This window comes from Bacillus sp. SM2101 (genome assembly GCF_018588585.1).
Lineage (GTDB): Bacteria > Bacillota > Bacilli > Bacillales > SM2101 > Nanhaiella > Nanhaiella sioensis.
Map to the genome: position 1 here is coordinate 193,228 of NZ_JAEUFG010000004.1, position 21,918 is coordinate 215,145.

19 protein-coding genes and 1 other annotated feature are annotated in these 21,918 nt (G+C 34.7%); of the genes, 9 read left to right on the forward strand and 10 right to left on the reverse strand.

Annotation, left to right across the window (positions count from 1 at the left end; translation table 11 throughout):
- Positions 1-391 precede the first annotated feature (391 nt).
- Together JM172_RS05660 and JM172_RS05665 are read left to right on the forward strand one after the other, a co-directional pair.
- Positions 392-907, forward strand: a complete 516-nt coding sequence (locus JM172_RS05660) for a sigma-70 family RNA polymerase sigma factor (protein ID WP_214481125.1) — start codon at positions 392-394, stop codon at positions 905-907.
- The gene (locus tag JM172_RS05665) at positions 894-2,090 is read left to right on the forward strand and encodes an anti-sigma factor family protein (protein WP_214481126.1); all 1,197 of its coding nucleotides are present in this window, start codon (positions 894-896) and stop codon (positions 2,088-2,090) included. The genes JM172_RS05660 and JM172_RS05665 overlap by 14 nt, the downstream gene beginning before the upstream one ends.
- A gap of 106 nt (positions 2,091-2,196) precedes the next feature.
- On the opposite strand, the gene JM172_RS05670 is transcribed toward JM172_RS05665, so the two are convergent.
- The 4 genes from JM172_RS05670 to JM172_RS05685 form a co-directional block, all read right to left on the reverse strand.
- Positions 2,197-2,961 carry a TerC family protein gene (locus JM172_RS05670; RefSeq protein WP_214481127.1) on the reverse strand — a complete coding sequence of 255 codons (765 nt, stop codon included), beginning with the start codon at positions 2,959-2,961 and terminating at the stop codon, positions 2,197-2,199.
- 600 nt (positions 2,962-3,561) lie between these two features.
- Positions 3,562-6,636 carry an isoleucine--tRNA ligase gene (ileS, locus tag JM172_RS05675; RefSeq protein WP_483297244.1) on the reverse strand — a complete coding sequence of 1,025 codons (3,075 nt, stop codon included), beginning with the start codon at positions 6,634-6,636 and terminating at the stop codon, positions 3,562-3,564.
- Positions 6,637-6,916: 280 nt separating this feature from the next.
- Positions 6,917-7,153, reverse strand: a binding site (T-box leader).
- Between the two features lie 71 nt (positions 7,154-7,224).
- Positions 7,225-7,800: an ATP-dependent Clp endopeptidase proteolytic subunit ClpP gene (gene clpP, locus JM172_RS05680; protein WP_214481129.1), complete on the reverse strand. Its 576-nt coding sequence runs from the start codon at positions 7,798-7,800 to the stop codon at positions 7,225-7,227.
- 25 nt (positions 7,801-7,825) lie between these two features.
- Positions 7,826-8,515, reverse strand: a complete 690-nt coding sequence (locus JM172_RS05685) for a sigma-70 family RNA polymerase sigma factor (RefSeq protein WP_214481130.1) — start codon at positions 8,513-8,515, stop codon at positions 7,826-7,828.
- A 374-nt stretch (positions 8,516-8,889) separates the two neighbouring features.
- Between JM172_RS05685 and JM172_RS05690 the strand changes: the two genes are divergently transcribed.
- Complete coding sequence (locus JM172_RS05690; protein ID WP_214481131.1) at positions 8,890-10,272, forward strand: alkaline phosphatase; 1,383 nt, start codon at positions 8,890-8,892, stop codon at positions 10,270-10,272.
- A gap of 320 nt (positions 10,273-10,592) precedes the next feature.
- Here JM172_RS05690 and JM172_RS05695 read toward each other — a convergent pair whose 3' ends face one another.
- Entirely contained in the window at positions 10,593-13,172 is a 2,580-nt protein-coding gene (locus tag JM172_RS05695) for a PEP/pyruvate-binding domain-containing protein (protein ID WP_214481132.1), read from the reverse strand.
- On the reverse strand, positions 13,165-13,848 hold the full coding sequence (locus tag JM172_RS05700; RefSeq protein ID WP_214481133.1) for a TetR/AcrR family transcriptional regulator: 684 nt from the start codon (positions 13,846-13,848) through the stop codon (positions 13,165-13,167). Before JM172_RS05700 ends, JM172_RS05695 begins: the two co-directional genes overlap by 8 nt.
- Positions 13,849-14,080: 232 nt before the next feature.
- On the opposite strand from JM172_RS05700, the gene JM172_RS05705 reads away from it, so the two are divergent.
- The gene (locus JM172_RS05705; RefSeq protein WP_214481134.1) at positions 14,081-14,776 is read left to right on the forward strand and encodes an SDR family NAD(P)-dependent oxidoreductase; all 696 of its coding nucleotides are present in this window, start codon (positions 14,081-14,083) and stop codon (positions 14,774-14,776) included.
- Positions 14,777-15,126: 350 nt separating this feature from the next.
- Here JM172_RS05705 and JM172_RS05710 read toward each other — a convergent pair whose 3' ends face one another.
- Positions 15,127-15,516, reverse strand: a complete 390-nt coding sequence (locus tag JM172_RS05710; protein ID WP_214481135.1) for a MerR family transcriptional regulator — start codon at positions 15,514-15,516, stop codon at positions 15,127-15,129.
- A 115-nt stretch (positions 15,517-15,631) separates the two neighbouring features.
- Positions 15,632-15,793, reverse strand: coding sequence for a hypothetical protein (locus JM172_RS05715; RefSeq protein ID WP_214481136.1), 162 nt, complete (start codon positions 15,791-15,793; stop codon positions 15,632-15,634).
- Positions 15,794-16,469: 676 nt separating this feature from the next.
- On the opposite strand from JM172_RS05715, the gene JM172_RS05720 reads away from it, so the two are divergent.
- The 3 genes from JM172_RS05720 (at position 16,470) to JM172_RS05730 (ending at position 18,135) form a co-directional block, all read left to right on the forward strand.
- Positions 16,470-16,994 (forward strand): RNA polymerase sigma factor, encoded by a 525-nt coding sequence (locus JM172_RS05720; RefSeq protein WP_214481137.1) that lies wholly within the window; start codon positions 16,470-16,472, stop codon positions 16,992-16,994.
- Positions 16,987-17,559 carry a hypothetical protein gene (locus JM172_RS05725; RefSeq protein ID WP_214481138.1) on the forward strand — a complete coding sequence of 191 codons (573 nt, stop codon included), beginning with the start codon at positions 16,987-16,989 and terminating at the stop codon, positions 17,557-17,559. The genes JM172_RS05720 and JM172_RS05725 overlap by 8 nt, the downstream gene beginning before the upstream one ends.
- A gap of 108 nt (positions 17,560-17,667) precedes the next feature.
- Positions 17,668-18,135 carry a VOC family protein gene (locus JM172_RS05730; RefSeq protein ID WP_214481139.1) on the forward strand — a complete coding sequence of 156 codons (468 nt, stop codon included), beginning with the start codon at positions 17,668-17,670 and terminating at the stop codon, positions 18,133-18,135.
- A gap of 54 nt (positions 18,136-18,189) precedes the next feature.
- Here the strand turns inward: JM172_RS05730 and JM172_RS05735 are convergent, their stop codons facing one another.
- Complete coding sequence (locus JM172_RS05735) at positions 18,190-19,365, reverse strand: DUF2812 domain-containing protein (protein WP_214481140.1); 1,176 nt, start codon at positions 19,363-19,365, stop codon at positions 18,190-18,192.
- Positions 19,355-19,684 (reverse strand): PadR family transcriptional regulator, encoded by a 330-nt coding sequence (locus tag JM172_RS05740; RefSeq protein WP_250886525.1) that lies wholly within the window; start codon positions 19,682-19,684, stop codon positions 19,355-19,357. The genes JM172_RS05735 and JM172_RS05740 overlap by 11 nt, the downstream gene beginning before the upstream one ends.
- Before the next feature lie 402 nt (positions 19,685-20,086).
- Between JM172_RS05740 and JM172_RS05745 the strand changes: the two genes are divergently transcribed.
- Together JM172_RS05745 and JM172_RS05750 are read left to right on the forward strand one after the other, a co-directional pair.
- Positions 20,087-20,845: an SDR family NAD(P)-dependent oxidoreductase gene (locus JM172_RS05745; protein WP_214481141.1), complete on the forward strand. Its 759-nt coding sequence runs from the start codon at positions 20,087-20,089 to the stop codon at positions 20,843-20,845.
- A 465-nt stretch (positions 20,846-21,310) separates the two neighbouring features.
- Complete coding sequence (locus JM172_RS05750; RefSeq protein WP_214481142.1) at positions 21,311-21,904, forward strand: kinase; 594 nt, start codon at positions 21,311-21,313, stop codon at positions 21,902-21,904.
- Positions 21,905-21,918: the final 14 nt, after the last annotated feature.

A 21,918-nucleotide genomic window follows, 5' to 3' on the forward strand; every position in this document is an offset into this window, starting at 1 on the left:
ACCACCGTTGTTTTTTTTGTGACAAGAAACTATTAAATTTTCAATTTATTGTATAGTCACTTTCTAGTACTATTAATATTTTTAAATAGGTTATTTAATAAATCCAAAACGTTTTCTTATATTATAAGATTATTATTTTACATATTAATTTAAAAAAATATGGAAATAACAAGTGATATCTACTTCCCGATATTTTGGGAGATAATATTAACTTTAATATAAACAAGTATGACAGTTATGTGATAATGTTATAGTACCCAAATTTTTACTAATCTACTCCACCAAATCTAGTGTCACAAAAATACCTTTGCTGGTTACATAAGAGTGAAAGGCTAATTTCAACATTATAGGACAGCATATAAGAAAAATAGTTGTAGAAAAGGTGGAATCGGTGGCACTAGAACAACAGTTTAATCATATATACAAAACGAATTACTCATTAGTTGTGAATAAAATTATTCAAATTATTCATGATCGAGCAGTAGCAGAAGAGCTTGCTCAAAATGTCTTCATCAATTTATACAATTCAGACTGGAAAGAAATTGAGAATATGCCCGCATGGTTAAGAAAAACTGCGATGTTTACTTCATACAATTATATTCGTTCTGAAAAGAGGGAGTATGAGCGAATGAGAAAAGAGTTTAACAGTATGAATGATCAAGTATCCTCATCAGAGGAGCAGTTTTTGCAAAGAGATGATATTTCAAATGTACATGTGATTCTAAATATAATGGAAGAACGTGAACGTCAACTATTAATGATGAAATACTCGGGCTTCAGTTATAAAGAAGTAGCAAATAGCTTAAATATTAATGAAAAATCAGTAGGCAAACTACTCTCAAGAGCGAGAAAGAAATTTAAGCAATTATATGAGCAACAATGGGGGGAGAACTGTGAACTGTTATAATGAAGAATTATTACAAGCATATGTAGATGATGAACTAGAACACCACGAACGAAAGCGATGTGAGCAGCATCTAGTAAGTTGTGATACTTGTAAAGATAAGGTAAAACAATTGCAGTCGTTTAACAAACTAATGGAAAAAGCATTAAATAATTATACACCAATTACTTATGAACAAAGTGAAGTGAAAGAAGCTTGGATCAAATTTGAAGAGAAACTAGCGGAGCAACAACCTTCACTCAACCAAGTAAATGCAATTATCTTTGAAGAACAAGTAGTAAAGAGAAAGAACAGACTAAAGAACTTCTACAGCAAGTGGGCAGTGGCTGCATCCTTTTTAGTCATTTTGACGGGTTTGTTATTTATTCCACAAGTAAATTTTGCTGCAAAAGAATTAGTTTCTAAAATACAGTGGGGATTTTCAAATTCCCCTCTTGAATATAATGTTACAAGAAAAGAGTTAAGAGATGTTGGAGGTAATTTAATCGTCTATTTTGAAAATGGAAAGATTTACGATAAATATAATAACACTTTATCAAAGGATGAATACAGACAAATGATTGCCAGTTATGACGGCTTGAATGTAGCTGACTCTAGTGAGTTTTCTATTTATGATGACGCAATTTTACGTGGCATTGATATTGAAGGTAAATCAGAAGAAGAGGTTCAAAGGGCATTAGATGAGGATTATCGAATATCAATGGTAGAATTCGATGCAGAACAAATTGGTATTGATATTAATGGCAAAACAGAATTACAGTTACGAAATGAGTACGGTGAAAAAGTACAAGATTATTTAAAAGAAACAATTCAAAACAGTATTACAGCTCTTAAGGGTGCCTATCAAATTGATCCAGCATCCTTTCAAAATAATAGCATAGACTTGACTGATAAATCAGATGAAGAAATTAAAGCTGAAGTGTATAGATTACTTGCAGATGACTATTTAAAAATTCCTCATGTATCATCAGATCAGAATGAAAATGACCAGCAAGAAACCTTGGAATATACAAAAGTCAAAACGATGCATTCACAAGTTTTAGAACAATTCTTTCCACCCTGGGTTGTTGAGCTGGACAATGCTGTAAAGAAAGCAAAAGAATTAAATATTGATACTGAAGGATTAGTAGGCACAGAAATTATAAATTTGGTCAGTGCACAGACAGGCGAGAGGGAATTTCAGTAAAGAAAAAAGAAGGATAGAAAGAGCAGCAAATATTGCGCTTTTTCTATCCTTCTATTATGTCTAATCACTTCCGCTAAGCTGCAAAAGCACTCAACTGTTCGGCTTATTATTCCCCTAATTCAGTTCCTTCAGTATTGCTTCTTACTTCAGCTTGTTTACCACTTCTTCTAACATAATGAATAATGAAGGTAACAGCGAATACCGCTAATAAAATTCCAAAAAACAGTCCTTCTTCGACATGGATGCCTAAAGTAGCAGCAGCAAGCATTTTTAGACCGATGATAGCAATTAACACAAATGCAGCTGTTTCAAGCTCAGGTATACGCTCTATAAGCGCTAAAAATACTTGAGCAATACCACGCATCATTAATACGCCTAACATACCACCGATAAAAATAACCCAAATCTCACTCGAGACTCCAAAAGCAGCTATAACACTATCAATACTGAAAGCAATGTCCATGAGCTCCACAGCAAGCACTGTTCTCCAAAAGCCCATTTTCTTGTTTTTCACTTTTTTCTCGCTATGCTTCTTGATAAAGTGGGAAATCGCAAGCCAAAGCAAATATGCTCCACCGAGAATTTTTACCCACGTAATTTTTATTAAAATGACACCTAAGCCGATCGCAATAAAGCGGAACACATAAGCACCAAGAATACCATAGAATAAAGCTTTCTTCTTTTGCTTTTCAGGAAGGTGTTTGACCATAACCGCTAAAACTAACGCATTATCAGCCGATAATAAACCTTCTAAAATAATTAAACTACCGATAATAGTCCAATTAGTAGGATCTGATACGACTTGTTTAATTGCTTCTAGTGAAAAAAATGATGCATAGCTATTAAATATTTCTTGAAAAAATTCTATCATAAAGCTTCATTTTCCCCTTCAATTACGACCTTATCGATCTTAATAATATATCCATGGTAACTGTTGCTAGATTGTATGATTTAGCTCTAGTACAAAAAAGCTTTCTAGTTTTTTATTTTTATCTCTCTTTTTCTAATTGGATTTTAATGCTCACAAATTCTAATTATAATCGTTTCTTACATGTAAGTAAATAAATACTCCCAACCATAAGATAATAGAAGATATTAACAAAGATCTATCCCATTCACTACATTTCTTATGGACTACGGTAAACAGCATAAATCAGGTGGCTAGTTTCTCCACCTGATCTTGTACTTTCAATAAATATGAGTGATTTGCCAGATAATCAAGTTATAAACACAATATCATATCTTTTTCCTAGGCTCTTTCCAATTAACTTTGTTCCTTTTATTAACAAATTTGTACCATAAGAAGTGGCTTTATATTTTCGTCATCATTTTACAGTCGAACAGATGCCACGAACATTAGTGATATTCGTGTTTAAAGCAACAATTAAAATGGAAATAGCCTTTTCCATCAAACCTCTTAAGCTGTTCCGATTTTTAAAGATAGCAACAGATTTCATTTTAGCTACCTATTTTACTTAATAACAATTCGAACCGTATCGTTTCCTACCTTTACTTCTTCATAATTTGTTAACGATTCAACAAATTCAAGTTCGTTCACTAATAAATTCTCACGTAATAAATGTTCAAAGCTATCCACTGCTTGTAGCATTTCATCATCAAGCTGCAGTGAAATATCGATTCTTTTTTCAACAGGTAACAATAATTTCTTACGATATTCCTGAACTGCACGAATAAGCTCTCGAACTTTCCCTTCATGTAAAAGATCAGCTGTCAATTTTGTGTCCAGAAGAACCGTAACTGAAGCTCCTTCTGCCATTTGATATTCGCCAATTGTTGATTTTTCTACAATGATATCCTCTAAACTTACCTGAAACTTCTTACCATCAACTTCCACAGTAAGTTCTTCCGTTTCTAACAGAGCTGCCACTTTACTTGCTGATTGACTCTGAAGATACTGATGAATGTGACTGCTGTATTTGCCATATTTAGAGCCAGCTTTTTTAAAATTTAACTTTAAGGAATAATGAAAATATCGACTCTCATTACTCTCATTCATAATCACTTTAACATTTAATTCTTCTTTAATGATGTCAGTATGACTTTGTAACCCTGTGAACTTCTCATCTTTGGTCATGATAATAAGCTGTTGAAGTGGCTGTTTCACTTTCAATCCTGCATTATTCCGAGCTTGCCTTCCGAGCTCTACAATTTGGCGTGTTGCATCCATTTCAAGTTCAAGTTGATGATTAATGATTGTATCGTCCACTACAGGATAGTCGCTTAAGTGTACACTTTCTCCCGTCAAGTTCTCAAAAACATCATCGGCAACAAAAGGAGTGAACGGAGCTAACAATTGACTGCTTTTCGTTAGCACTTCATAAAGCGTCGCATATGCAGCTAGCTTATCATCGTCCATTCCCTCACGCCAAAAACGCTGGCGCGTTCTTCTTACATACCAATTGCTTACTTCATCCATAAAAGTATTTAATAACCTTGCAGCTAAAGTAAATTGGTAATCATCAACATACAACTTTACTCCTCGGATCGTACTATTTAAGCGAGATAATACCCAATGATCTAAGCTCGTATAATGAACATTTGTAAATAAATCAGGTGAGATTTGATCAATGCTTGCATATAAAGTATAAAAACTATGCACATTTACAAACGTGTCAACGAGCTTAGACTTAGCTTCAGCAACGACTGCTTTGGAAAAACGCTTCGAGTTCCAAGGAGCACTGTCTGCTATAAGCGCCCACCTTAACGCATCTGCACCAAATTCTTCAATTAATTCTAGTGGATCAAGAACATTCCCTTTACTTTTAGACATCTTTTGGCCGTTTTCATCGAGAATATGACCGAGTGATAGTACTTTTTTATATGGAGCTTTTCCTGTGAATAATGTCGAGATTGCTAATAAACTATAAAACCAACCTCTAGTTTGATCAATACCTTCGGCAATAACATCAGCAGGAAATTGATCTTTAAACAATTCTCCGTTCTCAAATGGGTAGTGGTGTTGGGCAAATGGCATTGAGCCACTGTCAAACCATACATCCACTACCTCTGGAGTACGGTTCATATTGCCCCCACAGCTTCGACATTCAACCTTCACATCGTCAACATAAGGTTTATGCAGTTCCAAATCTTTATCAACATGCTCTACACTGTTCGCTTGCAACTCCTGAATGCTTTTTGGGACAAATTGTTGATCGCACTGTTCACATGTCCAAATGTTTAGAGGCGTTCCCCAATATCGATTTCTACTTATATTCCAATCAACAACATTTTCTAAAAATTTGCCGAACCTTCCGTGCTTCACATGTTCTGGGTGCCATGTCACCTGTTCGTTATTGCTAAGTAAGCGATCCTTCACAGCAGTCATTTTAATGAACCAGCTATCTGTCGCATAGTACAGTAACGGTGAGTCACACCTCCAACAAAAAGGATAGCTATGCTCATATTTTTGCTTATGAAACAAAAGATTGTTTGCTGCTAAATATTTGATAATATCTACATCACAATCTTTCACAAACCTTCCTGCAAACATCGGAAGGTCATCTGTGTAACGTCCTGATTCATTGACTACATTGACGAAGCTTAACTCATATTGTTGTGCAGCGCGATAATCATCTTCTCCATATGCTGGTGCAATATGAACGACACCCGTTCCGTTACTATCAGTTACAAAATCCGCCTCAATAACAATATGACCCTTCTCTACAGTGATGTTGTCAAATGGAGCGTCATACGCTATTCCTACTAGCTCATCCCCCTTCATTCGTGAAAGAAGTTGATAATTTTCTTGTAGTACATTTTCAGCTAATGCTTCTGCTACGTAATACACCTCTTTACCTTTTTTAGCTTTTACATAGGTTATTTGAGGATTAATAGCTAATGCAACATTTGCAGGAAGCGTCCAAGGTGTTGTCGTCCAACCAAGAAGATATTCATGTTCACGATCTTTGATAGGAAATTTAACAGTTACACTTAAATCCTTTACATCTTTATATCCTTGTGCAACTTCATGGGAGCTTAACGATGTTTGGCAACTAGGACAATATGGTGACACACGATGTCCTTTATATAAAAGCCCTTGCTCATGAATCGTTCCAAGAATATGCCATACACTTTCGATATAACTATTTTCTAATGTCACATACGGATCCTCTACATCCACCCAATAACCAATTAGCTCTGTAAAGGTGCTCCATTGTTGTTCATAAGCAAATACACTTTCTTTACACTTGTTTATAAATTTTTCGATCCCATATTTTTCGATATCATGCTTACCCGATATTCCTAATTGCTTTTCAACACCTAATTCTACAGGTAAGCCATGTGTATCCCATCCTGCTTTGCGTAACACTTTATATCCAGCCATCGTTTTATAACGTGCGACTAAATCTTTAATAACACGACCTAACACGTGCCCTGCATGGGGTAAGCCATTTGCAGTGGGCGGCCCTTCGTAAAAAACAAAGCTTGTGCTTGCTTCTCTGTTGCTAATTGATTGTTTAAAAGTACCCTCTTTTTTCCAACGTTGTTGGACTCTCTTTTCTCTATCGCTTGCTTGTTCTTTCACATCAACCTTTCTCACAGTACCACTCCTTTTAATTTTGGCTGTTTCGTATTATTGTTTTCGTTTTGAAAGTTTCATGGCACCTTCATACCATGAATAACTGTTGTAATTTAATAAGGCTGTTTTCGCATTGATTGTTGCTTTTCGTTCTTAAATATATAGGACCTATACTTCTAGAGTTCGTACCATCTTTTCTACTTCATACTGTCCATATTTAGTAAAAATAACAACAAAGCTTATGATACGAAAAGAGCTTAAAAGCACACAAAAAACCCCATCCCTATAAAGGGACGGGGTATCCGCGGTACCACCCTTTTTCTATCGACGCCGGTCAATAGCACTTAGCAACGTACAATCATACGTGTTCCTATTAACGGGGGAAATCCGTTCAAGCTTACTTCATTCAGCTTGACTTCTCGGAGATGATTGTTCAACTAAAGTCCGAACGCTAGCTTTCAGCACCTACTAGCTCTCTGGAGGACGGATCATTTAGTTTACTTGTTCTCGTCATCAAATTTTGTGTGCTTTTATTAAAAAGTATATTAATGGATATTTATTTTGGTGTCAAGAAATTTCTCATACACTTGCTGATTAGTTAATGATGTCATCAATAAGCCCATATTCCTTTGCTTCTTCTGCACTCATGAAATTGTCTCTATCTGTATCTCTAGACACCTTATCGAGTGATTGCCCTGTCCGATCAGCAATGATTTGATTAATATGTGATCGAAGCTTGACAATTCGGTTAGCTGAAATTTCTATATCTGTCGCTTGACCTTTAGCACCTCCTAAAGGCTGATGAATCATAATTTCACTATTTGGAAGCGCATAACGTTTCCCTTTTGTTCCACCAAGTAAAAGCATAGCACCAAAGGATGCCGCCATACCAGTGCATATCGTTCGTACATCAGGTTGGATATATTGCATCGTATCAAAAATCGCAAAACCTGCTGAAGTCGAACCTCCTGGACTGTTAATATAGAGTGAAATATCTTTCTCTTCATCATTAGCTTGTAAAAATAATAGCTGTGCTACTACACTTTGTGCCATATGGTCATTGATTTCTTCACTAACCATAATAATACGATCCTTCAAAAGCCTTGAGTATATATCATAGGAACGCTCTCCACGACTTGTTTGTTCAATGACATAAGGTATTGTACTCATTTCTTTCCTCCATCATCATATTTATCTATGCTGCCATAGAAACTATGCCTACCCGAGAGGATATTGGACGTATCAACTTACTATTACATACTGGCTTTTCACTATCACTACTTAGAGAATCAATACTTGGAATCACGCGGATAAGTATTTCAGGATCATGCATTTTTAATGACAAATAAAGTGAAGTGATTAACTGTTCTTGTTCTTGCTCTGGCCATAAGCAATGAACTGGTGACAATGGATCATCAAGTGAAATGTTTTTTATCCGCTTTTTTCCACGATGAAGTATACTTTTAACAGCCGTTTCTGTCGTTGTTAAAATATTTGCAATTTCAGTAATTTGATATTGAAATGCTTCCTTTAAAATAAAAACGACTGCTTGCTTCGGTGTTAATTTTGACACTAATTGTTGGATGATATCTAAAGAATGCTCTAAGTGATCAACGTCAGTAACAATCGTTTCTGGAGTAGATTCAATTGTTTCTCGCTGTCTTTTTCGACAACTATCAATCCATTGGTGATAAGCTATTTTATTTAACAATGCGGAATTCATATCAGGCAAATCCTTATACCGCTGTAGTGCCTTGAGCAATGTTTCTTGTACAAGGTCATCCCCATCCCAACTATTTTGAGAAAGAAAATGACAGTATTTTGTTAGCTTTTGATAATGCTTTTCTAATTCATTTAATGACAAGGCTGCATGTTGATCGTCCAAGTTCGTGCAAGATTTAGCATTTGTGTACACATCTACTCCTCCTTTTTGCACCTCTCAATATATAAAACGAATAACGATAAAAAAAAGATACGGGTGATAAAATTTTTTCATGCCTTTTTTTTAAACAAACTTAAAAGCAAGATCATGAATTACAAGTCTTTACTAACAACATCACAGTTAATCAAAGGTCATCCTTCTAGCTTAGTATTCTCTTTTAAAGTACTTTTCACCATTAGTCATTATTCGGTCAATAACATCCCATTATTTTACCGATTTACATTTCATTTACTAAATATTAGTAATTTATCAATACCTCTTTTACATTTTTCTCTTAAACTATTATATGATCAAACATATAGGGAGGAAATAATGTTATGAAAAAATGGAATTGGAAGAATTCACTGTTACCTCTGGCACTTGTTAGTACATTAACAGTAAGTAGTATCGGCCTTTTGCATGGTGAAGAAAAAGTTGTTAATGCAGCCTCATCAAAAAATGGCAAAGTAAAGAATGTGATCTTTATGGTCGGTGACGGAATGGGTGTTCCTTATATGACAGCTCTTCGTTATATGAATGATAATCCAGACACAATAAAATATGAAGAAACCGCTTTCGATCCATACTTAGTGGGATTACAAACTACATACCCAGACGATCATGAAGAAAATGTTGTTGATTCTGCTGCAGCTGCAACTGCAATGTCTGGTGGAGTAAAAACATATAATGGCGCTATTGCTGTAGATAACGATAAATCAGATGTAAAAACAATTCTTGAGCAAGCAAAAGAAGATGGTATGGCAACAGGTTTAGTAGCTACATCACAAATCAATCACGCAACACCTGCTGCATATGCTGCTCACGATGATTCTAGAAAGAATTACGATCAAATCGCTGATGATTATTATGATGACCTCATTAACGGAGAGCATAAAGTGGACGTATTACTTGGAGGCGGTACATCATACTTTGATCGCGAAGACCGCAATTTAACTAAGTTATTCCAAAAGGATGGATATAGTTATGTTACAACACGTGATGAATTGTTAAAAGATAAAAACGACCAAATTCTAGGTTTATTTGCTCCAAAAGGTATGAACAAAATGATTGACCGTACTGCTGATATTCCTTCTTTACAAGATATGACAAAAACAGCAATTGACCGCTTAAGCAAGGATAAAGACGGCTTTTTCCTAATGATAGAAGGCAGTCAAATAGATTGGGCGGGTCACGATAATGATATCGTCGCAGCGATGAGCGAAATGCAAGATTTTGAAAATGCCTTTAAAGAAGTGATTGAGTTTGCGAAAAAAGATGGTGACACACTTGTTGTTGTGACAGCTGACCATTCAACTGGAGGATTCTCTATCGGCGCTAACGGTGTTTATAATTTCTTCGTTGAACCGATCAAAGCATTTAAGAAAACGCCTGATTTCATTGCTAATGAAATTGTTGAAGGATTAGAGGTAGAAAAAGCCCTAAGTAAGTACATCGATTTAGAATTAACTAAAGAAGAAATACAAGCTGTAAAAGATGCTGCTAAAGCTGAAGAAGATACATTAACTGTTATTGACAATGCTATCGAAGCTATTGTAAATACTCGTTCTCTATCTGGCTGGACGACAAGTGGACATACTGGTGAAGAAGTACCAGTATATGCATATGGTCCTCAAAAGGAACTATTTGCAGGCTTCATTGACAATACAGACCACGGAAAAATTATTGCTGAATTATTAGAAGTTAAGAAAAAGAAAAAGTAGGTTTTAAGAGGGTGCTATCATTTGATGGTACCCTCTATCTCATATTTATGTGAAATTTTCGAGCGCTTGTGGTCTTCAAAATGAAGCAATTAGTCAGGCTTACTCACCCTTCCACCATTTGTCTGTTCGATATTTTCACAGTAGTGGTTGCTATTCTAAGAAATAAAGACTTATAAAATGGCGTTTCGTCTTACTTTTTTAAAGCGATGACAATGGCAGAGAACCCCATTTGGCCTTGTGATTTCTTACAAACAGCCGCAAAGTTACGATAATAGCGTTCATGTAAAATATGAACCTAGCAAAACAAATTAAATTCAAAGTTAATTAATCATATCTTGTTGTTTTAATATTTCAACCGTACCAGTCTCACCGTTAATTCTAACCATTTGTCCATCCTTCAATGTTGCTGTTGCAGAAGGTATACCGACAACTGCAGGAATCCCATATTCTCTTGCTACAATTCCACCGTGACTAACAGGACCACCATACTCCATGATTAGCCCTTTTGCAGTCATGAATAACGGTGTCCAAGCAGGGTTCGTACTTTCAGTAACAAGAATCTCCCCTTCTAATAACTCAGCTTTATTCGGGTCAAAAATAACCCTTACTTTGCCCTCATAAATACCTGCTGATAAAGGAACACCTTGAAGAATTTTGCTATGGGGATCAACATTTTGAGCTGAATAATATGTTTCTCCAGTATTTAATACAATACGAGGGATCGTTGTTCTAGCAAACTCCCTTTTATATACCTCTTTGTTCGTTAGAATGGTAAGCCTTAATTGCTCCCTACTTCTTATATCCTGCGTCCTTAAAAAAAAGATATCTTCTTGATCTTCAATTAATCCTTGCTGTTCATACAACTGACCTACTTCTAACATAACCTCTCTCGCAAGTGCCAACATTCTGACGATATCAAACTTTGGATACTCTCTCATTCCAGCAGCTATTCGATAATCAATGATCATCTTTCTCATTTTCCTAGCTCTTCTTTTGCCTTTTAATACTTTAATTCTCTCATATATTTCATTAATTAACTGATCTGCTTTTTGCGCATTCCCATGAACCTCCTCAATGTTCCGATTGTACATTTGATCTACCATGTATGATTTTATTAAGTTCATGATATATGCTGGATCCTCCGACCATCTCTTCACACCAAAATCTAATTCAATCGTACTTCTGTGTCCAAATTCCTTTAACAACTGTCGCACTTTAGGGTGATTTTTTGTTGGTTCTACCCCCTCTTCATCAAAGTACTTTGCCAAATAATTAAGTTCCATACCTAATTCAACAGTTATACAATTTGGGAATGATTTTGTTAGCGGAACGATATCAAAATCATCACCTAACATTTTCGAGAGCTTTTTACTAATTTTTGAGAAATTAGCAAATTCCACACAATATAAGGCTTGCTTCTGAGATAATATGAATGCGTTGACAAGTGTATCCTTAATAAAATCCAACTTCTCTTCAACAGTTTGGAGAGAACATGCGAGCCTCATATGTTCTTCTACTACAGCATGACCTATCTTCTTCATCTGTCCATATCTGTCTTCGGAAGCGATTTTATTAGCTTCAACATATGGCTTAACCATACTAATAGCATATTTAACGATGCCCCAAGGTATTTTAAATTTGATTCCTTGGTTAGTAAACTGTTTTCCATGATGTTTTAATACAGCATTCATCGTACCTTCGAGTGGGAGATCGTTTCCCGCAAAAGCTTTCGCAAATTGCTTTCCAACAAATTTATTTGCTAATAAATAAGTGATATCAGCAAATATTCTTCCACCAGCCTCTTTTACAAATCCACCATCCAATGGCTTATTGCGACTTGTCATCACATTTACGATCGTCGGAACCATATGCCCAAACAGCTCAAATCCTAACGGTGTAAAAGGCTCCTTCATTCCTAACATAACTGTACTTACTGATAAATATGCTCTAAGTTTTTTATCTTGAATAAAACTGTCTATCGGGAATAATGAAGTGATGTCTCTTGATTGAACAATATATAATTCATCGTTATGATCTATAGCAAACTCAATGTCTTGAGGTTTACTAAAGTATGCCTCAACCTTAATAGCTTCTTTGACAATCGATTCGATGTGCAGATTTTCCAATGAACTACCGTTCTTTAAACCGTCCCTTATTGGTACATATTCAATCCCATCTTCACCATATTGACACAAGCATTCTTTTGAAGATAGTTCTTCTATCAGTACCTTTCCATTCGACTTCGATACCGTATACTGATCTGGATTCACTTCACCACTTACAATCGCTTCCCCAAGCCCATAAGATCCATTAATGTATATCTCATTTCTATTCCCTGTAATTGGGTTTGCTGTAAATACAATACCGGATAACTTAGAATTTATCATCTCTTGAATGACGACACTATGAGTAAAACCTGACGTAACATCATACTTAGTTCTATAATCAATAGCTCTTTCATTCCAGAGGGACTGCCAACATAATAGAACTTTGTCAATGATATCTTTTCGTGTTACGTTTAAATACGTGCTATATTGCCCAGCAAAACTCATTCCAGGTAAATCTTCAACAGTTGAACTACTTCTAACAGCTACACGTTTACTAGCGATTTTAGTCAATTGATCTTCAATATGCTTTTGTAATTCTATTGAAAACAACTCTTTAGTGAATAATGATTTTATAGTCAAGGATTTCTCTTTCGCTGACGTCTCTTCATTTAAAATCCTGCTAATTTTTTCTCCTATGAAATTTTTTTGAATATATGAATTATAAGCATCAGAAGTAATAACAAAGCCATTTGGTACATTTAAGCCTTGATTATACATTTTGCTCAAATTGTACCCTTTGCCGCCAACAGCTTGAAAATCTTCCTCTCCTATTTCATAAAACCATCTAATCATCAAATTCCTCCTTATGCTCAAGCCGCTTTCTAGATTGCTGAACGTATTGAAGGGCTACTTCTTTAATTTGAATCATATTACTAGAAACACCTAATTCACGATTGATAAGATCTTCATTAAAAGCTAACAACATTTCAAATTCTTCATATGCTTCGACATCGGTAGAAAAAATAAGCTTTCTACATATTGAAACTACTCTAATCATTTCCCTAGACCATAATCCAGCCAACATATTTGGGTGTTTAACATGAAAGACTCCTTCTCGAACACCTTGCAAAATGAGCTGTGTATATAATTCCGTCGTCATTACTTCAAATTGACTAGCAAAATTTTTTAGAATGATATGATTTCCATTAAATGAAAAGATTTTTCTCATTTTTGGCCATTCAGGAATTTTGCCAAGCTTGTATTCAATCAGCTGTGCAAAAATATGATTCCATAATTCAATAGTTGAACGTTGTTGATGTTGAAGAAGCTTCTCATAATCAGTTTTTAATTCATCTATATAACGCGAGGTGATTGCTTCGAGAATTTCATCTTTCGATTTGAAATGATGATAAAATCCTCCTTTGGAACTGCCAGCTAAATTAATAATTTCTGATACTGTTGCTTTTTCAAACCCTTTTTCCGCAAACAAATCAAACGCTGCTTGTATAATCTTATCTTTTAACTCCAACTTATTAGCCTCCTTTTTAAACAAACCGACCGGCGGTCTGTTAAATGTATCTTACAATAAATTGCAAGTTCAGTCAAAGAAAATACCCTTATTGTGTAGGATTAATACTCTTGAAGATAATAACTGTTGTTAACACTATTTAAATTTTCAGAATAAATTGACTTTTTAGACGATGTGTAATATACTATCATTCACATAAGAATTCCGGAATTTATGAAAAAGGGGAACGGATATGCAAAATATAAATGGGAAAGTTGTCATTATTACTGGTGCTGGGAGCGGTTTAGGGAAAGAAACTGCCATTGCCTTTGCTAAATGTGGAGCTAATGTAGTTATTTGTGGACGGGAGTATGCTAAGCTTGAAGAGGTTGAGCGCTACATCACAAGTCAGTATAATGTTAAAGTTCTGCCTATCCGTGCAGATGTTTCATCCCAATCTGATGTTAGAATGCTTATACAGGCAGCTACGGCTAAGTTCGAACGGATCGACATATTAATCAATAACGCGGCTGTATTTGAACAATATCACATTTTTGAAAGCCCCTTGGATTCATGGGAGTACCAAATAACGAATAATGCTACAAGTGTATTCTTAATGATAAGAGAATGTTTACCAGTTATGAGAAGCCAAAAGTCAGGACAGATCATCAACATTACTTCAGGCCTAGCGAAGGAAGGTGCTGCTGGTTTTGGTGCCTACGCTGCCAGCAAAGCGGCCATTGAAGCATTATCCTATACTGTAGATGATGAAGAACATAAAAATGGGATTACGTCACACGTTTTTAACCCTGGTGCGATGAAAACGAACTTGGTGACAACAGGTGATGACCCTGCAAATATCGCACCCTATTTAGTTAAACTAGCACAATGGCAATCTTCTAGTGAAAAGAAAGTACTGCAAGTTGACCATATCCAGCAAGCGGAATAACTGTTATTATGTAACTCTAACCGTTTTCACCAAGATTTTATACATTTAACCTTGGCGACATCATTAGCTGGACGTTTAAAATTCAACATTTGTATATGATTTTAATATCGGTATGAAAAGATCATTAGCTAAAAACAACAGACCTGCTCTCTGTTGTTTTTTTATGTGGTTGATTTCGCATTCATGTTGCTTTTCGTAATTAGACCTAAATACGATTATAACTAATGTTCGAGGCAGCTTTTCTTCTGTACAACGAAATCTAACAAATTAAACGACGCTTTATGGTAATAGTTTGCTAACAATAGCAACAAAATTTGAAAGGAGACTTTCATTTAAATTGAATCCTTCTCTTATTTTGGTTTAGTAGCAACGGAGCCTAGATGTTTCATACTAACCATTTTCTTATATGAGTTAATTTTGTCTTCAAGCATCTTTTCCGTGTCAACCAAGGTTTTCACTTGATTTTGAATCTCACTCCTATGTTCTTCGAGCAGTTGTAAGCGAGCGATTGTTGTATGCTCTCCTTCAATATACAATTGTGCGTATTCTCTAATTTTTGCAATTGGCATTTGTGTCTGTTTTAGTTTCATCACAAATCGAAGCCAATTAAGATGTGCATCACTATACATTCTATCTTTATTCTTGTTGCGATCTGGTTCTATGATTTTCTCTTTTTCATAATACCGTAATGTATGAGTACTGACTCCTAATATTTTAGCGACCTCACTGATTGTATACATGACATCCCATCCCCCCTATTCTTATATTACCTCGGACAGCGTAGTGCTCACAAATAATTAAGATGTTCATATAATGAGTGCTATCGGTCAAATGACTAAATGGTAAAAAACTGTTCTACTCAGAATCATCTTTAATTTTGCCCTTTCTTAAGGTAAAATAAATTTCCAAAGCGACTAATAAAACTAAGCCAACAATAATATACTTCACCTCTTGATTGAAATGACCGATCGTCAAGACCATAGAAACGATAATGATTTTGATTAATTTACTGCTCACTTGCTACTCTCCAGTTCTCTTAGTTGCTTGAAATACTAAATTTTATATAGTAGTAAATGTTCATTGAAGTTAACAATTTATTCGGATTTATTTTACTGCATATTTTACTATTTTATATGACCAGCTTGTGATTTTACTTTTATATTTAATCATATGATTAATTACACTTTGCATTGACGTTGAATACTTCAAAAGTTTATCTAGTTATTGAATGCTAAATTTCAACTTATATTTCCTCTTATAACAATTCAATTATCATATGTAAGACGCATAAAATGACAATTCGTTACACCATTTTGACTGTACTATTTTTAAAGAAGGCTGTTGTCGCATTAATTGGTGCTATTCTCTTTCTAAGGTTAAACACGCATATATCCAGCTTTCGTGGTAAATTGCTAATTCAATTATTGAGCTCTCATGATACGAGCCATTTTTAATAAAAATAGTACGAAAAGAGCCTTTATTACATTTCAATACCATCATCACTTAACACTGACAGCCTTGACTATCCAACATAGCCCTTTTAATATAGCGAAAAACAAAGATTTTTATATAAATGAACGAAGAAGATTATAATAATGAGCATAGGATATTTTAAACAATATGTTTCATATAAATATATTAAACGAAACATTTACAATGTAGAATGACCGACAATAACTAGGGAGGGAACATAGTGCAACGAGATGAAAAGAAAAATGAAGTGCTTTCCCTATATGACTTGTATAGTAGGCGAGTGTTAAAGTTTATTTTTACATTAACTAAAGACTACCATACAGCTGAAGACTTAACCCACGAAACTTTTATAAAAGTATATAACTCGTATGGTCAGTTAAAAAATAAAGATAAAGTTGAAAGCTGGATATTCAGGATTGCTCACAATATTACAATGGATTATATGAGACGGAAAAAATTTAATATTTTTGAGCACTTTAGTCATCAATACCGAGAGAAAGAAGCTAACAATACATTAGAAAGCGCTATTATGATCAATGAAAGCTTTCAAGAATTGTATGAAGCTCTTGGTAAGTTAAAACCGAGTTATCGTGAAGTGGTCATACTTAGAAAAATTGAGGGGATGTCCACGAAAGAAACGTGTGAAATTTTAGGTTGGAGTGAGAGTAAAGTTAAATCAACTTTACTTAGAGCTCTAAAAGCGCTACAACAAGAATTGTCGAAGGGAGAATGGGTTTATGAGTAACCAACATGATCATAACCTCTTTAAAGATGTGAAGAATTTAGATGAAAGTATTTCTTGGGATCCTAAAAGACAATTCGAACTTAGAAAAAGAATAGAAAGTGAGATAAGTAATCCAAAGAGAGAGCGCAAATTAAAATCCAATTTACTCCCAATAGCAGGTATGGTTGCAGCAATGTGCATCATTATCATTTTGTTTTCTTCATCAACATTATTAGAAGAAAGTGTGGAGTTGGGGAATACATCTGGTGAGCAATTTGCTGAAGCAGAACTTCAAGTAGAAGATGTGCTTACTGAGAATAACAAAATTTATACCGTAAATTTAGATGTTGAAAAAGGTTCGGAGTGTAACTTTTGGTTAAATAACCTGCATAATAGCTATAACTATAAATACAAAGTATATGCTCCTGACGGTACTCTCGTTGGTAAATCAGAAACAGCTAAATCACAAGAGAGGTTATATGCAGTGGATTTAAGTAAATATGGATCAGGTGTTTATACGGTAAAAGTATATTCCCCCTATGGCAATATTGGTGGAAAGTATGTACTAAGGGTTAGAAATTTTTAAACACAAAATCGGTCAGAAGTTGTAGATTACTTTACCTCTTCCTACCGTATGAGATAAGCATACATAACTGTAAAATCTAAATTACCAAAAACAATTGGAGTGATTTAGATGATACAGAGTATATACGAAACCCATTTACAAGTGAAAGATTTAGATCAAAGCATTGCGTTTTTTGAAAAGCTCGGACTTCAACTAGCGCATCGAATTTATGAAAGAAAATGCGCGTTCTTTTTTATTGGAAATAAGGAACAAATGCTTGGCCTATGGGAAGTACCAGCCGGGCAAGAAATTGCAAAGCGACATTTTGCATTCAGCGTACAATTAGCAAAACTAAAAACATCAATAGAATGGTTAAATGACAAAGATATTAAGCTTGCTGAAGATTTTTTTGGTAGAGAACCGATTGAACCAATCGTATTTACTTGGATGCCTGCTGCTTCAGTTTATTTTTATGATCCTGATGGAAACAGTTTAGAATTTGTCTCGGTATTAGAAGGTGACCCGCTAGATCTAAATGAGATGCTTTATTTAAGTGAATGGGATGAAATGAGAAAGAACGAACAAAGAAAGATGTAAACAAAAATTCCCTTGGTATCTTCTCAAATGAAGCTGTCAAGGGAATCTTTCGTATTAATTTGGCACTTTGGCAAATGATAGGTCAATTATGTCTTCAGTCGACTCCATTCCACGATATACAACCCGATAAACAAAACGACCCTTTCTCGCAATAAAATCAGATTTAGTATCGGTTTTTCTAAGCCATAGCACATCAAATTCACTATGAAATTGTTGCTCGTAAAACCCGTCATAGTCATTAGTATATTTATCTTTTAAAGATTGTGTAAATGCTTTTGCCAACCATTCACTCCTTATTTCATACCCATAAGATTTAAGTGAATGACGATAAACGTCACTTTTGTCATCCCACATCGTATTCGGGACTATAACTTGCTCTTCAAGTTCATAATAATTAGGTACTAAAATACTCGATTGTTCTGTGTAATAATTTGCCCGTCTATCAATCTCACCATTCCTTGTAACGTACTCAAAATTATCAATTACATTTGACATGTGAACGATAGGTAATTCTTTATTGGGAATTTCAGGGAATCTTTCTTGAGTAATGTACATAATAGTATTACTCACTATATAAATCATCCAAATCGTCGCAAGCGCAATCGTACCACTTCCTATCATTTTACTCCGTTTCATTTTCTTCTTGTAATCTAATTTACGGTCGAATAAATGCCCCGCTTTCATTTTTTTCATTAGCTTTGACAAATGGAACATGCCAGTAATCATATTAAAGCAAACACTAACGTAAATAAGTATCATCACTGCTGCATCTATGAAGTTATCTTCTACATAATTGTCAACAGGATCGATAAATAATGTACTCATTTGCAATATAATAATTATTATTAAAAGAAATAGAACCATCCAACACCTTTTAGTAATATCCCTTTTAAGTATAGATACAGTTTCTGCTAGTTCACTAGCGTCTGTATGAATTTCAGATGTAATATCGTCACTTCCTCTAAATATTTGAACGAATCCACGTGAGCCAATATGTTCCCAACCAGCCTGTTTATAAAAATCAATTCTGTTATAGTATTGATCGTTAACTTTGAATATATCACATCTGTAATTCACTTTTTCTGGTTCACTTTTTTCAAATGTCGCAAAAAAATGACCGATATTTATCAACTTCCATCCTTCTAAGGACATATTAGAAAACCATGCTTCCTGCTCCTCAATATACCAACTCTCAAGCCATAAGAATTTCTTTTTTAGCTTATTTTTCATTTGAATCTTCCTCTCTAAATAATACATCCCCATCCTCTACCATTTTAGTAAGACGCATATATTCTTGTTTGAATGCTCTACGACCACTTGAAGTAATTTGATAGTTTTTGCGCCTGCCATCGGAGTCTTCTAAAGCAATAAGTTTGTCTTTTTCCATACGCTTCAAAATACCGTAGAGTGTTCCTGGTCCCATATTCACTCTTCCTCCAGAAGCTTCTCTAATCGCACTCATGATTGCATAACCATGGAGTGGTTTATGTATAGCCAGAAGAACATAATACATCGCCTCAGTCATTGGTGCTCGCTCATTTTCATTCAAAATTATCACCTTTATCATTACATATATTATGTTATACGATATATCGTATAGCATAATAATAGTCGTTATTGGTTACAATATCAATTCAATTATTGCTCGTTTGTACCATCCACAATTGAGAAGCTCAATATAGTTAAGTAGCTATTTTTCTAAAATCTAAAAAAATAAAAACCGTTTGACTTAGAGTAAGCTCTAAGGAATATAATTACATTGCAGTTTGAAATTAAGGACTCTTTTCGTAAACTTTGTTGTTATGATTCCTAAACTAGAAGGCAAAGATATCGTTTTATAGAAGAAATCATCCCACGAATTCTAGTTGTATACGGCTTTATTGTTTAGTAGGAAAAACAACAATCTATGTGAAAAGAATCAATTTAAATGAGTCAAGGAGGAATTTGATAAATGAAATATACCGTCATTACAGGTGCAAGTTCTGGAATTGGATATGAAGCAGCTTTGGCATTTGCCGCTCGAGGAAAAAACTTAGTTATTGTAGCTAGAAGAGAAGACAAGTTAGAAGAATTGAAGTCCAAAATCGCACAGGTAGCTCCGGACCTAGACGTTATCATACGAATAGCTGACTTATCGGTAATTGAAAACGCGCATAAACTATATGAAGACCTCCAAGATTTAGACATAGAAACATGGATTAACAACGCGGGATTTGGTAATTTTGCAGGAATTGGTGAGCAAAATTTAAATAAAATAGAAAAAATGCTTCATTTAAATATTGAAGCATTAACAATACTATCCTCACTGTACGTACGTGACTACTCAAATGTAGAAGGTACCCAGCTTATCAACGTATCTTCGGGTGGCGGCTATACAATTGTTGCAGATGCTGTAACCTACTGTGCAACTAAATTTTACGTAAGTGCATTTACTGAAGGGCTTGCTCAAGAATTAAAAGATCAGAATGCAAAAATGCAAGCAAAGGTTTTGGCTCCAGCTGCAACTGAAACAGAATTTGGAAAACACTCAATTGATGCTGAAGATTTTCAATATGAAGGCGTTATTCCTAAATATCATACTGCCAAAGAAATGGCAGCATTTATGTTAGAGCTTTATGATAGTCATCACGTTGTAGGAATCGTCAACGGACTCACTTATGAATTTGAGCTTAAAGATCCTATTTTTAATCAAGTGACAAGAATGAGATAACTTAAAAGTCAGTAAGGGCTATATTTATATCATGTTAGCACTTACTGATTTTTTTGCTCTTTTCGTTATTAACAATGGACAATACGACGGGGCCTGACCCCAAAGAGATTATAAAAAGTAGAAAAGATGCCACCACCGCTACATGTATATGTGCTTATATCTTAGTGGAAAACACCCTTTGTTTAGTTTAAGTGAAGAAGGAATATTTTTGCCAATTTTGTTATTATGATATTAGTTTTACATAATTTCCAAAATGCAACTTAATACGTGTAAATTAAAAATTCAAACAAAGTGTGACGTATGACGAGTGAGCATAAATCATGTCCTAATTGTATCAATACTGAATGTGATGAAGGTACAGATTTCATAATAATCAAACCTTTAGATAAAGTCTGATTTTAGTTATTTCAACACGTATTGAACATCCACATCAATTTAGAAAATAGCTTAAAGGGGTTTTGTAATTTGGATCATAATGTGAATTCATTAATACAACTACTTACTACTACCGAATACAACAATCGATTTATTTTAGGCATTGATGGCTTAAGTCGTTCTGGCAAAACTACGCTTGTAAGTAAGCTTAGTCATCATTTGCAAGAATTAAATATTCCATATCATATCTTCCATATTGATGACCACATCGTTGAGAGGAAAAACCGTTACAATACTGGGCAAGAAGAGTGGTATGAGTATTATCATTTACAGTGGAACAAAGCTTGGCTAAAGGAGTATTTTTTCAAACAACTTAAAAATGCAACCGAGCTCAATCTTCCTTATTATGAAGGTGACTTAGACTCATGCACTGTGAGAAGCATCTCACTTCCTAAAAATTGTGTCATTATCATTGAAGGGGTTTTCCTTCAGCGATACGAGTGGCGGGAATTTTATGATTATGTTGTTTATTTAGATTGTCCGAGGGATCATAGGTTTCTTCGTGAAAGTACAAATACACAGAGAAACATCACGAAGTTTAAAAATAGGTATTGGAAAGCAGAAGCATTTTACTTACAAAATGAACTTCCTGAGAAAAAGGCAGATCTCATTTTACAAAACTAATATGTCGACACTTC